At 57.9% G+C, this 14897-nt stretch carries 7 protein-coding genes; 5 read left to right on the top strand and 2 right to left on the bottom strand.

Going from position 1 to position 14897, the window contains the following annotated elements; translation table 11 throughout:
• Positions 1 to 67: 67 nt before the first annotated feature.
• Both JTM80_RS00875 and folP read right to left on the bottom strand, forming a co-directional pair.
• Positions 68 to 1369: a DNA repair exonuclease gene (locus JTM80_RS00875; RefSeq protein ID WP_172353729.1), complete on the bottom strand. Its 1302-nt coding sequence runs from the start codon at positions 1367 to 1369 to the stop codon at positions 68 to 70.
• An 81-nt stretch (positions 1370 to 1450) separates the two neighbouring features.
• Complete coding sequence (gene folP, locus JTM80_RS00870) at positions 1451 to 2308, bottom strand: dihydropteroate synthase (protein WP_172353728.1); 858 nt, start codon at positions 2306 to 2308, stop codon at positions 1451 to 1453.
• 661 nt (positions 2309 to 2969) lie between these two features.
• Here folP and JTM80_RS23555 point away from each other — a divergent pair.
• The 5 genes from JTM80_RS23555 to JTM80_RS23400 are packed head-to-tail and all read left to right on the top strand — an operon-like array spanning position 2970 to position 14845.
• Entirely contained in the window at positions 2970 to 8204 is a 5235-nt protein-coding gene (locus JTM80_RS23555; RefSeq protein ID WP_255548852.1) for a PAS domain S-box protein, read from the top strand.
• Complete coding sequence (locus JTM80_RS00840; protein WP_205370390.1) at positions 8201 to 10264, top strand: response regulator; 2064 nt, start codon at positions 8201 to 8203, stop codon at positions 10262 to 10264. Before JTM80_RS23555 ends, JTM80_RS00840 begins: the two co-directional genes overlap by 4 nt.
• Complete coding sequence (locus JTM80_RS00835) at positions 10261 to 13359, top strand: response regulator (protein WP_172353725.1); 3099 nt, start codon at positions 10261 to 10263, stop codon at positions 13357 to 13359. The genes JTM80_RS00840 and JTM80_RS00835 overlap by 4 nt, the downstream gene beginning before the upstream one ends.
• Positions 13360 to 13406: 47 nt before the next feature.
• The gene (locus JTM80_RS00830; RefSeq protein ID WP_172353724.1) at positions 13407 to 13784 is read left to right on the top strand and encodes a response regulator; all 378 of its coding nucleotides are present in this window, start codon (positions 13407 to 13409) and stop codon (positions 13782 to 13784) included.
• The gene (locus tag JTM80_RS23400; RefSeq protein WP_172353723.1) at positions 13781 to 14845 is read left to right on the top strand and encodes an adenylate/guanylate cyclase domain-containing protein; all 1065 of its coding nucleotides are present in this window, start codon (positions 13781 to 13783) and stop codon (positions 14843 to 14845) included. Before JTM80_RS00830 ends, JTM80_RS23400 begins: the two co-directional genes overlap by 4 nt.
• The last annotated feature ends 52 nt before the right edge of the window (positions 14846 to 14897 follow it).

Raw genomic sequence — 14897 nt, 5'->3', positions numbered from 1 at the left:
GGCGCAATATGGCTCAACGGTCTGCACCACCCCAAAAACACCCGATTCCTCCCACACTCCGCCACTCTTAATCCCTACGCTCGCTGCTCTCGCTCGTCAGCAAGGATTGCACTAGCTCATACAGATCTGGCTCTGGCCGCCCTTCAAGCTGGCGATTTTTCAGGTCGATCAGGCCTTGGGCTAGCGCGGGGGCGCGGTTTTTGTAGGCGCTGTTGGCGGTCAGCAGGTCGAGAAACACCTCCCGTTCCACCTGGTCGCGGCTGGCCTCTTCCCCCAGAGGGGAGGCAAACGTCAGCACGTCTGCCTCGAATTTCAGCAGGAAGATCAGCGCGTTGCTGAGGGACTGGAGCTGTTGCTGGAGCGATCGCACGTCTAGCTCCGTCCGCTCAAACCCGACCTCACCCTCCAGCCGCAGTTCGACAATTGGCTGTGCATCGGGCTGGAGTTGTCCCAAGGAGATAGCCTGCTGAACCAGGGCGATCGCCGTTTGTTCCACCTCCTCCACCGTTTCCGAGCCGCGCAGGGACTGCCTGAGCCGCACAATTGGCCGCTGGCGATAGTCGCGCTTCAGTTCTGCCCGGATGCCGTCTGGGTCAATGTCTACCACATACGCGCCCCGCTCAAACCGGGCTTCGTCTATGCTGTTGGCTTCCAGGGAGCCAGGGTTAAACACCCAGCCCTCTATCTCGTAATTTTTGTGAATATGCCCCAGCGCCAGATAGTCTACGCCCGCCTGCTTCAGCGGCAGCAGATCGCTATAGCGCAGCGCCCCCTGATAGCGAGCAATCTGCCCCTCCAGCCCGTGGTGAAACAGCAGCACCGTCGGCCCTGGCGCAGGCGGCAATTCCCCAATAGAAGCGGCAATTTGCTCGATCGCCTTGGGAGCCGTCGAGCCATACCAGCTTGACCCCAGCACCCGCACGCCGCAGGGCAGGTCGATGTAGCCGCCGCGCTTCCTCTCTGCATCCCAGGGAGAATAGAACGGTTCGCCCTGCGCCACGTCCCCCGGCTCCAGCAGGTACAGCATTTCCCAATCTGACAGATAGCGCAGCCAGCTTGTATTCACGCCGTAGGGTCGGTTGTCGTGGTTGCCCTCGATGGCCAAAACGGGGATGCCTGCGTCTTTGAGGAGGGATAGCACTGCCTGTGCCTGGTTCAAGATGTGCGGCTGGAGGTTGCGATGCTCGAAAAGATCGCCCGCAATCAGCACAAAGTCTACCTGGGGGGCAATGCCCGAAGGGAGCGCTTCGCGAATCGCATACCGTTCGACCACATCCATCAGCGTGTAGAAGAAATCCTGCGTCCGCACTTTGTTGTCGTAGCGGTCGAAGCCCAGGTGAATATCGGCGATGTGGAGAAATCGAGGCATTTGGAGAACTGGAGTATGAGTGTTCTATCACGCTATTTCTATCACGCTATCTCACCTTGTGCCGCTCTGGCACTCTAACCTTCACACTCCCCGCCCAATCGCATCCGCCACGCGGCACACATCCCACATCTCAGCCACATCGTGGACGCGCAGGATATCGGCTCCGTGGGCGATCGCCATCGCGCAGGCCGCCGCCGTGCCCCAGATTCGCCGCTTCGGATCAGGCTGGTTGAGGATATGCCCAATGAAGCTCTTGCGGGACGGGCCGATCAGGATGGGGCAGCCGAGGGGCTTGAAGGCCTCGATCTGGCGCAACAGTTCCAGGCTTTGGGCGGCGGTCTTGGCAAAGCCAATGCCGGGGTCGATGGCGATGTGCTGGTGGGGAATGCCGTGGGCGATCGCCATCTCGACGCGCCTCGCCAAAAAGTCGTAGACTTCCTGCACCACGTCCTTATAATCGGTTAACTGCTGCATGGTTTTGGGCGTGCCGCGAATATGCATCAGCACAATGGGCACGCCCAGTTCAGCAACGGTGGGCAGCATTGCGTCATCAAAGGTCGCTCCCGAAATATCGTTGACAATATTGGCTCCGGCAGCGATCGCCGCTCTGGCCACGGCGGACTTGGTCGTATCAACGGAAATCAGCGTATCCAGCGGCGCAAAATCGGCAGCCCCCTGGCGAAGTGCCTGGATCACCGGAATCACCCGGCGCAACTCTTCCTCCAGCGCCACATCTTCGGCCTGGGGACGGGTGGACTGGCCGCCAATATCCAGCACGTCTGCACCGTCTTTTGCCAGCCGATGGGCTTGCTGGAGCGCAGAGTCCAACTGGTCAAACTGGCCGCCATCGCTAAAGCTATCGGGCGTAACGTTTAACACGCCCATCAGATAGGTGCGATCGCCCCAAATCAGTTGGCGATCGCCAGAAAACTGCCACATTTCCACACTTTCAACGAGTTCTAATTTGAAGCTTGCGTATGCTTTGCGTTAAAAATTCTGATCCTTAGTCGAGAATACTGAGATTTCGGGCACTCTAAAATTAAGCCCAGAGACAGTCTCGCTGCAACTTTGGGTAAATACAGAACTTCATCTACCGCATTCACGCATTTTTACTGAAAAAGCAGCTTTAACGGCACTGCTGTTGCGAAATGAAGGCTTTTGGGGAATAGAAAACTACTAGGGGCGATCGCCCGGCCTTCAGGCACGGCTTTATCCCAGCGTCTACCCCTGACCATCAAAGCCAGACGAAATCCAACCAAATCAATCGCAGACCGAATCTCGATTTTTGAAGCGAATCAGGGAATTAGTAAAGAGAGCCAAAAGAAAGCCATTGGGTTAAACCGAATTTAGCACCGAACGCCAAGCCAAACCGTAAAACCTTCAGTTTTTACCGTTTGAGCATCCTCATTTAGCATCCTCAAAGGCTCACACCAGCCCTTGCAGAGGGTTGGATTGTTCGCGTCGCAGAGCGCGTATAGAAAAGTCTCGCAAGTTCGGCAATCCTGAATGAATGCAGTCTGGCTTTTAGTCTCAACTCTTAGTCTCAACTCAGCCTCTCGCCTTTAGCACCTAACCCCAGCACACACCAAAGAGGGTGGATATGGAGAACCTTGGGCAAAACCGCACCACCGAGCGGATTAACTTAGTGGCGCTGCTGCTAATTTTTATCCTGCCGTTTGCAATGGTGGTCTACCAACTGGTGGCGGAAGTCAACCAGCGAATTAACTTTGCTCAATATGAAATTTTCGGCAACGCCTACCTGCGCCCCCTAGAGCAGTTGATGCTGGACTTGCCTCAGGGACGACGACTGGCCCAGCAGACAGCCCAAGACTCGTCCTTGGAGGCGTTAACCCAGTTACAGGAAGCGTTTCAGAGTCAGATCGACCTAGATCTGGCACAACTGCAAGCGGTTGAACAGCAGTTTGGGCAGCGCCTCCAGACCCCAGAGCGCTATAGGGCATTGGTGCAAAGCTGGGACGCGCTTCGGACTGGGGTAGACGCGACGGGCACGCCCCTCCCTCCCGACGAGGTGCAAACTCGGTATACCGATCTGATTGCTCAGGTGCGCGGGCTGATCTCCCAGGTAGGCGACGTTTCTAAACTGATTCTTGATCCAGCTCTGGATAGCTATTACCTGATGGATTTGGCTCTGCTCAAGTTGCCCAGCGCTCAAGACCTGATGGCGCAAGTGCAGCAGCTTGGGGAGTTGGTTGTGCAGCGGCGATCGCTCTCGTCGGAAGAAAAGGGCCGCCTGCTCGTGCTGATGGGTCGGCTCCAGGAGATCGTGCAAGACAGCCGCACCAGCCTGAACACGGCCATTCACAACAACCCTGCGCTGCAAATTCCCCTGGAAGCGCCGATGCAGACGCTAACCCAACAGACCGATCGGTTTCTGGCAGCGCTGAGGCAGGCTATTGCCCAGTCCAAAACCGTGCAGGTGCAGCCCACGGCGTATGATCCCGTGGCGTACGAGGCTGCCGCAACTGAAATGCTCACCGCCAGCCATGCCTTCTGGCAAGACACCTCCGCCCAGCTCGATCGCCTGCTGGAGCGGCGAATTCAGAGGTTTGCCCGCAAGATTTACACCGTTGAAGCGTTTGCGCTGCTGGTGCTGGGGACAGTGTTCTATGTGTTCATCTCGCTTGCCCGCAATTTGGTCAGCCAGCGGCGATCGCAGACTCGCCTCGCCACCCAACACGCCCTCACCCGCATCCTGTCGGAAGCCACCACCCTGGAAGAATCTGCACCCCAAATCCTACAGACGATCTGCGAAAGCTTCCGCTGGGACGTAGGTGAACTGCGCCGCCTCGACCCAGAAACCAAAACACTGGCCTATGTGGCAGGCTGGCATTGCCCACAGCTAGACGCAGTCCAGCTTGAGTCAGACTTATGGAAACGCCCCATTGCCGAAAGCGAAGGCATCATCGGACAGGTCGCCACAAGCCGCGAGTCGCTTTGGCTGGTTGATATCCTTAGTGATGATTTCTTTTTGCAAAGAGCCATTCGCCGATCTGTGATCGAAGCACTGGGGTTGCGGAGTTGGTTGGGGTTCCCCATTTTGAATGGAGACGAGGTGTTGGGCGTGATGTGTTTCCTCAGCCGCGAGGCACAAAGGCCCGATGCCGACCTGCTCAAGGTCATGACGACGATTGGCAGCCAAGTGGGGCAGTTTATCAAAATTCGGCTGTCGGAGGAGGCGCTACGCCAGAGCGAGGAACTGCAACGAATGGCGCTGAGTGCGGCCAAGATGGGCGCGTGGGATTGGAACGTCCTCACAGGGGAGGAAAACTGGTCAGAAGAAGCAGAGCGCATTTTTGGCTTAGAAGCCGGACAGTTTACCCGAACCTATGCCGACTTCTTTGAATTTATCCATCCTGAAGACCGCGACAGGGTGAACGAAGCCCAAGCGCGATCGCTCCAAGACGGGGCAGACTACGCGCCAGAATATCGCGTCCTTTTGCGGGACGGTAGTCTGCGCTGGATCGCCAGCCGTGGTCGGGTGCTGCGCGATGCCGAGGGCAACCCCACGCGGCTGGTCGGCGTGACGATGGACATCACTGAGCGCAAACGGTCGGAACTGGCTCTAGCCGAGAGCGAACGCCGCCTGCGGGCCGCCGAAGAGAAATACCGCAGCATCTTTGAAAACGCGGTCACGGGCATCTTCCAAACTACAGCCGACGGCCGCTATCTCAGCGCCAACCCCGCCTTGGCGAAAATCTATGGCTACGAGTCTGTCGAGGCGCTAATGGAGGCGCTGCAAGACATCGAGCATCAGCTATACGTAGACCCCACTCGGCGGCAGGATTTTATCGACCAGATGGCAGCCCACGGCGCAGTGGAGGATTTTGAGTCCCAGGTTTATCGCCAGGATGGAGAGATTATCTGGATTTCTGAAAATGCGATCGCCGTTCGAGATGAGCAGGGCAACCTGCTGTATTACGAAGGCACAATCGAAGACATCACCCAGCGCAAGCAGGCTGAAGAAACCCTGAAGCGACAACTGGCAGCAATCGAGGCATCTGCTACAGGCGTGGGCATCCTCAACGCAGCAGGCGAATTTCTCTATCTCAACAGCGCCCACGCCACCATCTATGGCTATGACGACCCAGCAGAACTCATCGGTCAATCCTGGACTATGCTCTATCAATCCAAGGAGTTAGCCAGATTTCAGCAGGAGATCATGCCGGAGTTTGCCCAGACGGGGCAGTGGCGCGGCGAAGCAATCGGTACCCGCAAAGATGGCAGCACCTTTCCCCAGGAGGTATTTCTCACAGCGCTAGACGATGGCGGGCTGGTGTGTATTGTGCAGGATATTACCGCTCGCTACCAGGCCGATGCGGCCCTGCGCGAACGAGAAGCCCGCTTTAGCTCCCTAGTGAACAATATTCCGGGCGTGGTCTATCGCTGCGCCTGCGATGAACACTGGACGATGGAATACATTAGCGATCCAATTCGCAACCTGACGGGCTATGAGCCAGAGGAGTTCATCGGCAATCGACGGCTGAGCATAAATGACATTACTCCGCCGGAGTATCAACTGATCATTGCCCAGACGGTGGAACAGGCGATCGCCCAAAAGCAACCCTACGTTTTGGAATATCCCATCCAGCACAAAGACGGCAGCATCCGTTGGGTCTACGAAAAAGGACAGGGCGTGTTTGACAGCGACACCATGCTGTGTCTGGATGGCGTGCTGTTTGACATCACCGAGCGCAAGCAGACCGAGGAGCGCCTGCGTCTGCTGGAGTCGGTCGTGGTGAACACCAATGACGCGGTGATGATCACGGAGGCGGGCGACCCGGCCCACCTCAAGATCGTCTACGTCAACGAAGCCTTTGCCTGCATGACGGGCTACGCGCCAGAGGAGGTCATCGGCAAAAATCCTGCCATGTTCCAGGGGGCAAACACTGACCGAGAGACAGTGGCACGGGCGCGGGCCGACCTAGCGCAGTGGAAATCGGTTCAGCTAGAGCTAATTAACTATCGCAAGGACGGCTCCGAGTTTTGGGTGGAAATCGAGATGGTTCCCATTGCCGACAAAGGCGGCGAATATACCCACTGGATCTCGGTGCAGCGGGATATTAGCGATCGCAAAGCGGCGGAAGAAGCCCTCCGCAGGGGCAAAGAAGCCGCCGAAGAGGCCAACCGCGCCAAGAGCCAGTTCCTTGCCAACATGAGCCACGAGCTACGCACTCCGCTGAATGCCATCATCGGCTACAGCGAAATGCTGCAAGAAGATGCCCACGACTTTGGCTATGGCGACATCGTGCCCGATCTGGAAAAAATTCGCGGTGCAGGGCAGCACTTGCTGGCGCTGATCAACGACATCCTCGACATTTCCAAGATCGAGGCGGGGCGCATGGAGCTGTACCTGGAAACCTTCGAGCCAGAGTTGCTTTTGCTGGAGGTGCAGGCGACCATCGAGCCACTGATAGCCAAAAACCACAATACCTTCTCGATTCACTGCCCCGACGGCCTGGGCACCATGCACGCCGACCTGACCAAGGTGCGCCAGTCACTGTTTAACCTGCTCAGCAACGCTGCTAAATTCACTGAAAACGGCACGGTCACCCTCACGGTCGAAACGCGCGAAGTCACTAGCCCTGCCTACGAGAACCCCGACGCGCCGCTCAGCCTTGCGCCTGCCCCCTTCCTCCTGTTTCGGGTGTCCGACACGGGCATTGGCATGACGGTCGAGCAGATGGCGAAGGTGTTCCAGGCCTTTACCCAGGCGGACGCTTCGACTACGCGGAAATATGGCGGCACGGGGCTAGGACTGGCCATCAGCCGCCGCTTTTGCCAGATGATGGGCGGCGACATCACGGTGTCGAGCGAGGTGGGCAAGGGCAGCACCTTCACGATCTGGCTGCCGATGCGGGTGGTCGATCCCAAGCAGATTGAAGCGCTGCCCGCTCTGACCCCTGCTGCTGACACGGATCAGGAGACTCCTCAGAAGGGCGATCGCAGCACTCTTGCGGAGCAGTATCGCCCGTCCTGCGACAACCCCTCCTCTAACTTGGGCGATTTGCAAAGCGATCCCTGCGGGAAGCGCAGAACCGTGCTAGTGATCGACGACGACCCCGCCGTGCGCGACCTAGTGCAGCGCTATCTCACCAAAGAAGGCTTTCGGGTAGAAACGGCCGCCAACGGCACAGAAGGCTTGCATCTTGCCCGCCAGATTCGCCCCGATGCCATCACGCTAGACGTGCTGATGCCCGACACAAACGGCTGGAGCGTGCTGTCGGCTTTCAAAGCCGATCCCGACCTGGCTGAAATTCCTGTCGTCGTGATGACAATTGTGGACGACAAAAACCGGGGCTTTGCGCTGGGTGCAGCGGATTATCTCACCAAGCCTATTGACTATCAGCGGCTTACCCACCTGCTGCAAAAGTTCCAGTCCAATAGCTCAGGGGATGCGGCGCAAACCCGTCGGGTGCTGGTGGTCGAAGACGACTCCGACATCCGCCAGATGTTTCGCCGAATGCTGGAGCGGGAACACTGGCAGGTCGCTGAGGCCGAGAACGGGTGCGTAGGGTTACAGGTTCTCCAACAACAGCGCCCCGATTTGGTCTTGCTCGACCTGATGATGCCAGAGATGGATGGCTTTCAGTTCATCAGCGCGGTGCGAGAGAATCCCGAATGGCGATCGCTCCCGATCATCGTCGTCACAGCCCTCGACCTCACCCCGTCCGACCATCTGCGGCTCAATGGCTATGTAGAGCAAATCTTGCAAAAGGGCACCTACAGCCGCGACGAACTGCTGCACGAAGTCCATGATCTGGTGTTAACCTGCATTCGCCACTGTCCCACCAGGGTTCGGGAGGTTTCCCTATGAAGTTAGGCTGGGGATCGGTACTGGTCATTGATGATGAAGCAGTAACGCGCCTACTGGTGGCTCGTCGCCTCAGCGATCGGGTGGCCTCGGTGACAACCGTAGAAAGCGGACAAGAAGGGCTAGAACTGCTGAAAAACCAGCCGTTTGACCTGGTGCTGCTGGATATCATCATGCCGGGCCTCAGCGGCGTGCAAACCCTGGAAAAGATGAAGGCGGACCCGGCGCTTCAGAGCATTCCGGTGATTATGATTTCTGCCGCCGATGACTTGGATAGCGTGGTGCGCTGCATCGAACTGGGAGCCGAAGATTATCTGCTCAAACCGCTGAACGCAGTGCTGCTGCAAGCGAGGACGGGAGCCTGCCTAGAGCGCAAGTGGCTCCGCGACCAAGAGCAATCTTACCTGCGGCAGCTCAAGGCAGAAAAAGAGTCGGCCGAAGCCGCCAACCGCGCCAAGAGCGTGTTTCTAGCCAACATGAGCCACGAACTGCGAACGCCGCTGAACGCCATCATCGGCTACAGCGAAATTGTGCAGGAAGATTTGCAGGCTGAAGGAATCACCCATCTGATTCCTGATTTGCGGAAAATCCGTACCTCTGGGCAACACCTGCTGAGCATCATCAACGATATCCTCGATATTTCCGCGCTGGAGGCAGGCACGGTGTCGTTGGATCTGGAGACGGTGGTGCTGAACCCACTGCTGCAAGAAGTGGTAAACACGGTGCGTCCGCTGGTTCTGGAGCATGGCAACACACTGCAAGTGCAGTGTTCCGATCATCTGGGCACAATGTACAGCGACCTGTCGAAAGTGCGGCAGATTTTGGTCAACCTGCTGAGCAATGCCGCCAAGTTCACAGAACAGGGTTCCATTACGCTGACGGTGGCGGTGAAGGGGCTGGAGGCGGCAGGCTGGGAGGACGGAGAGAAATTTGCGGCAGAGGCAGCGTTCCCTGTCCCCGGCGGAGCGTTTGTAGAGTTTCGGGTGAGCGATACGGGGATTGGGATTGCTCCATTGCAGCGCGAGAAGATTTTTCAGCCGTTTGCTCAGGGCGACGAGTCCTCTACCCGACGCTATGGCGGGACGGGGCTGGGATTGTCGATTAGCTATCGCTATTGCGAGATGCTGGGCGGCACGATCTCTGTGGAGAGTGAGCCAGAGCATGGGTCTACGTTTACGCTGCGGCTGCCTCTGGTCAGTAGCGATCGCCCCGCCCGCTTTCCCCCGGTCTATCAGCCGCAGGAACCCTCGACGCGCGATCGCCCGCTGGTGCTGATCATCGACGACGACCGGAGCATCCGCGACTGGATGGTGCAAAGCCTGAACCAAGAGGGCTATCGCGTGGTCACTGCCTGGTGTGGGCAGGAAGGGCTGCGGCTAGCGCAGGAGCTACAGCCAGATCTGATTGTGCTGGATGTGCTGATGCCCGCGCTGGATAGCTGGACCGTGCTGGCGACCCTCAAGGCCGACCCGCTGCTGGCAGGGGTTCCCGTTATGCTGACCGCCACACCCCCAGCCGAACTCCCCGCCGGACTTCATGCGCCCAACGGCCTGGTGTTGGGCATTGCCGACCAGTTCACCCGGCCCGCAGACTTTTCCCGACTGACGGCCCTGCTGCAAACCTACCAAGCGCCACAGCTTAAGGGGGGCAATCGAGCGCTGCTGGTGCATCAAGACCGGGCCACGCGCTCCATCCTGCGACAGGTGCTAGAGCGGGCGGGCTGGCGCGTGACGGAGGGCGATCGCCCCCAAGACACCCTGCCCCACCCCAGTCCAAAATCATCCTCAGCCGTGGATGCGCTGCTGCCGGATGTGCTGCTGGTGGACTTGCTGGTGCTGGCCAAAGAGGGGTTTCAGCATGTTTACCCGCTGCGAACAATGAGCGGGCGCGTTCCCCCGGTGATCAGCCTGCTCACCCGCGACCTCAGCCCGGCCGACCAATCCCGGCTGAATGATCGGCTAGAGCAGTTTCTTCAGCATGATCAGCCTGATGCGGGGTCTTTGGGCGATTTTCTCACCCAGATTCGCGACGCTGTCCTCCTTCATTTGTCGAGTGCGCTATGAAGCTCCAACTCCGCATCTTGCTAATGGTGACCTCGCTGCTGGCGGCGACGGTCGCAGTCACAACGGGCGTTTTGTCCTGGGGGACTCGCCAGTCGATCCTGGCGCAAACGGAGTCCAATGGGTTACTGATTGCGGAGTTTTTGGCGCGAATGTCGCGATTTGCCAACCAGGTTCCCGCCGATGTAGACACGATGATGGGCGACCAAATGCTGGCCCAGGCGGCCCTCACCGCACGGCTGGTGGCGATCGCCCAGCAAGCCAACCTCAGCCCCGCTGAAATCAATCAGCAGCTAGAAGACCTGGCCAAGACCACAGCAATCGACGAATTTTGGATTACCGATCGTGAGGGCAGGGTGGAATACCAAAACCAGTCTGCCCTGGGCAGCCAGCAACCCCAGGCGCTCAGCTTTCAGTCCTTGCTGATGGGGGGGGCGGCCACGGTCGATGTGGATGCGCGAGCGAGGGATACCGACGGCAAAATCTTCAAGTATGTCGCCGTGGCGGGGGTCGATCAGCCCCGTATTGTGCAAATCGGGCACGATGCCGAAATCCTTAAAACCCTGCCCCAGCAGATTGGGCTGGAGCGCCTGACCAATGAACTGGTGGATGGCGATGCGATAGTGGGTATTCGGATTGTCGATCGCCAGCTCAACAGCCTGGCCCGCAGCGTCACCTCCAGCAACGGCAATATTGTCAGTCTGTCGGCGGGCGATCGCGCCAAGCTGCTGCACGTTTTAGAGACTGGACAATCCAAAACCTACCTAGACGAAAACCTGCTCAAGGTCGCCGTGCCGATTCGGGGCAACGCCAACTGGATTCAGGGGGCAACGCTAGTCTATCTATCCACCGATTCCGTTCGCAGCGCCCTCCAGCGCGATCTGTATCATGTTGCCCTGGCCTCAACGGGCATCATGGCCGCCGGACTGTTGGGGTCGCTGCTCCTGTCGCGGCGCGTCACGCAGCCCGTCGCCCGCCTCACCGATGCTGCCAACGCGATCAAGTCCGCCATGAAAACAGAAGACTTTGACACAGAAACTCTGGCAGACGTAGCCATCCGCCAAGACGAACTGGGCACGCTGGCGCGAGTGTTTCAGCGGATGGTGGGGGAAGTGCGCGATCGCGAACAGGGGCTACACCAGGCCAAGGCTGAACTGCACCGCCGAGAAGAATATTTTCGCTCGATTATTGAAAACACGTCCGATATCGTCATGCTGCTCAGCGCCGACGGCCAGATCCGCTACAGCAGCCCCGCCCTCAAAGCCGTCTTGGGCTACGACCCGCAAAATGTATACGGCAAGACCCTGCTTGAGTTCGTCCATCCTGACGACCACACCACCGCCCGCGTCGCCCTCAGCCACGCCGTCCACCAGCCCGGAATTACATTGCCCTTTCAAATCCAACTGCGCCGGATCGATGGCTCCTGGGCCCGGCTAGAGGCCGTAGGCACGAACCTGCTGGATAATCCGGCGGTGGAGAGCATCATCCTGACCTTGCGCGACATCACCGAGCGCCAGCGGGCCGAGGAACTGCTGCGGCAAAAGGAAACAGCAGAGCAAGCAAACCGCGCCAAGAGCCAGTTTTTGGCCAACATGAGCCACGAACTCCGCACACCGCTCAACGCCATCATTGGCTACAGCGAAATGCTGCAAGAAGAGGCAGAAGACCTGGGACAGGAGGATCTGGTTCCCGATTTGCAGAAAATCCACACCGCCGGACGACACCTGCTCAACCTGATCAACGACATCCTGGATTTGTCGAAGATCGAAGCAGGCAAGATGGATTTGTATCTGGAAGAATTTTGTCTGCCCGATCTAGTCAGCGAGGTCGTCCACACGGTCAGCCCGCTGGTGAGCAAAAACAACAATACCCTGGTGGTTCACGCCGATCCCCAGCTAGAAACCATGCACGCCGACCTGACCAAGGTGCGGCAAAATCTGCTGAACCTGCTGAGTAACGCTGCCAAATTTACCGAAAACGGCACCATTACGCTCACAGTTGAAAAGCAACTGCATCCCGAAACAACTCAACCCGTAATTTGCTTCCAGGTGACGGATACGGGCATCGGCATGACCGAAGCGCAGATGGAAAAGATGTTCCAAGCCTTTACCCAAGCAGACGCTTCGACCACGCGCAAGTATGGCGGCACGGGGCTAGGGCTGGCGATCGCCCAGCGGTTTTGTCAGATGATGAAGGGCAATATCACCGTCACCAGCACCCTGGGCAAGGGCAGTACGTTTACCATGACGCTGCCCCAGGTCGTTCATCATCCTGACGCTGCGCCCGATGCGGACGCAGATCAGATGGCATCGGTTGACGAGGGCGAGGATTTTGGAGAGAGTCCGCCCCGCCCCGATCGCCCAATCCTGGTGATCGACGACGACCCGGCGATTCACGACCTGCTCCACCGCCAGCTTGCCCGCGAAGGCTACACCGTCCACAGCGCCCTCACCGCCGAAGAAGGGCTGACTCTGGCGCAAAGCATCCGCCCCATCGCCATTACGCTAGACGTGATGATGCCCAAGATGGACGGCTGGATGCTGCTGTCGGCGTTTAAGAGCAATCCAGACCTGGCCAATATTCCCGTGATTATGCTGACGATGCTGGACAACAAGAATATGGGCTATGCGCTGGGTGCGTCGGACTATTTAATCAAGCCAATTGATCGCCAGCAGTTGCTCTCGGTGCTGAAAAAGTATGAGTGCGCTCGCCCTGCCTGCCCCATTCTGGTGGTAGAAGACGACCCCACCAACCGCGACCTGCTGCGCCAGCTTTTGGAAAAAGAACACTGGCAGGTGATCGAAGCCGAAAACGGGCGTGTGGCCCTAGAAAAGCTGCAAACCGTCCAGCCAGAGCTAATCCTGCTGGATCTGATGATGCCGGAACTGGACGGTTTTGGTTTCGTCGCAGAATTACAGCGCCACGAAGCATGGCGATCGCTCCCCGTCATTATCATCACCGCCAAAGACATTACGGCCGAAGACCAGTTTCGACTGCGCGGCTACGTTGAACAAATCCTGCAAAAAGGAGCCTACAGCCAGGAAGACCTGCTGGTGAGAATTCGTCAGTTGGTGGCGGCCTGCCAGCAATCCGCATGACAGCCAGGATTGAGAGATAAAGAGATGATGGGAGGGGAATCTGAAAAATGCCTAAGATACTCTTGGTAGAAGACAACGAAATGAACCGAGATATGCTCTCGCGGCGGCTGCTGCGGCGGGGCGCAGAGGTGCTGATTGCAACAGATGGAGCGCAAGGAGTCGAAATGGCCCAGGCGGAGCGTCCGGACTTGATTCTGATGGACATGAGCCTGCCCGTGATGGACGGCTGGGAGGCAACGCGCACCCTCAAGGCGGCATCGGAAACGAAGGAAATTCCCATTATTGCCCTGACAGCCCACGCAATGGCGGGAGATCAGGAAAAGTGTCGAGAGGCGGGATGTGATGATTACGATACGAAGCCTGTAGACTTTGCGCGGCTGACAGGCAAAATTCAGGCGATTTTGGGGGAAGGCTCGCTGAAATGACTCCTGAGCAAGGCGTTCTGCTAGTTGTCGATGATAACGAGATGAACCGCGATTTGCTGTCTCGGCGGCTCCAGCGCCAGGGGCATACGATTGTGACGGCAAATAATGGGCGCGAAGCCATTGACAAGATGCGATCGCAGCCCTTTGACCTCGTGCTTTTGGACGTGATGATGCCGGAGCTAAACGGCTACGAAACGCTGGAGCAGTTGAAGCAAGACCCCGACCTGCGCCATATTCCGGTGATCATGATTTCGGCGCTGGATGACATTGAGAGCGTCGTGCGCTGCATCGAACTAGGGGCCGAAGATTACCTGTTTAAGCCGTTTAACCCGACGCTGCTAAAGGCGCGAATCGGCGCGTGTCTGGAGAAAAAGCGGCTGCGCGACCAGGAACAGTCCTACCTGAAGCTCATCCAGGCAGAGCAGGAAAAATCTGAACGGCTGCTGCTGAACGTGTTGCCCAAGGCGATCGCCGACCAGCTCAAGCAAGGCTCCCAAACCATCGCCGATAACTTCACCGAAGTCACCGTCCTGTTTGCCGATTTGGTGAACTTTACAGAACTCTCCTCCAAGCTCTCCCCCGCAGAACTGGTGGCGCTGCTGAACCAGATTTTTTCTACCTTCGACCAGCTTGCAGAACTGCACGGTCTAGAGAAAATCAAAACTATTGGCGATTCCTATATGGTCGTCGGCGGGCTACCTTTGCCCCAGGCGGGTCATGCAGAGGCGATCGCCCGGATGGCGCTGGACATGCAAAAGGCGATCGCCCAGATCAACATCAGCCACATCCACCCTAGCTTTGGCCCCCTGCAAATGCGCGTCGGCATCAACACCGGCCCCGTCGGCGCAGGGGTCATCGGCATCAAGAAATTCACCTACGACCTCTGGGGCGACACGGTAAACATCGCCAGCCGCATGGAGTCGCTCTCGTTGCCTGGCCGCATCCAGGTCAGCGCCACCACCTACGAACGCCTGCAAGACAAGTTCCAGTTCGAGAAGCGCGGCCCCATCGAGGTCAAAGGCAAAGGCGAGATGACGACGTACTTTTTACTAGGAAGCTAGGAGGAAGAGGGAAGAGAGAAGAACGAAGAGAGAAGAGGGAAAAATTTTCGTT

Origin of the sequence: Thermoleptolyngbya sp. PKUAC-SCTB121 (genome assembly GCF_016919485.1) — a bacterium.
GTDB classification, from domain to species: Bacteria; Cyanobacteriota; Cyanobacteriia; order Elainellales; family Elainellaceae; genus Thermoleptolyngbya; species Thermoleptolyngbya sichuanensis.
Note: the sequence above shows the minus strand (reverse complement) of the source record. Positions and strands in the feature narration are given on the sequence as shown.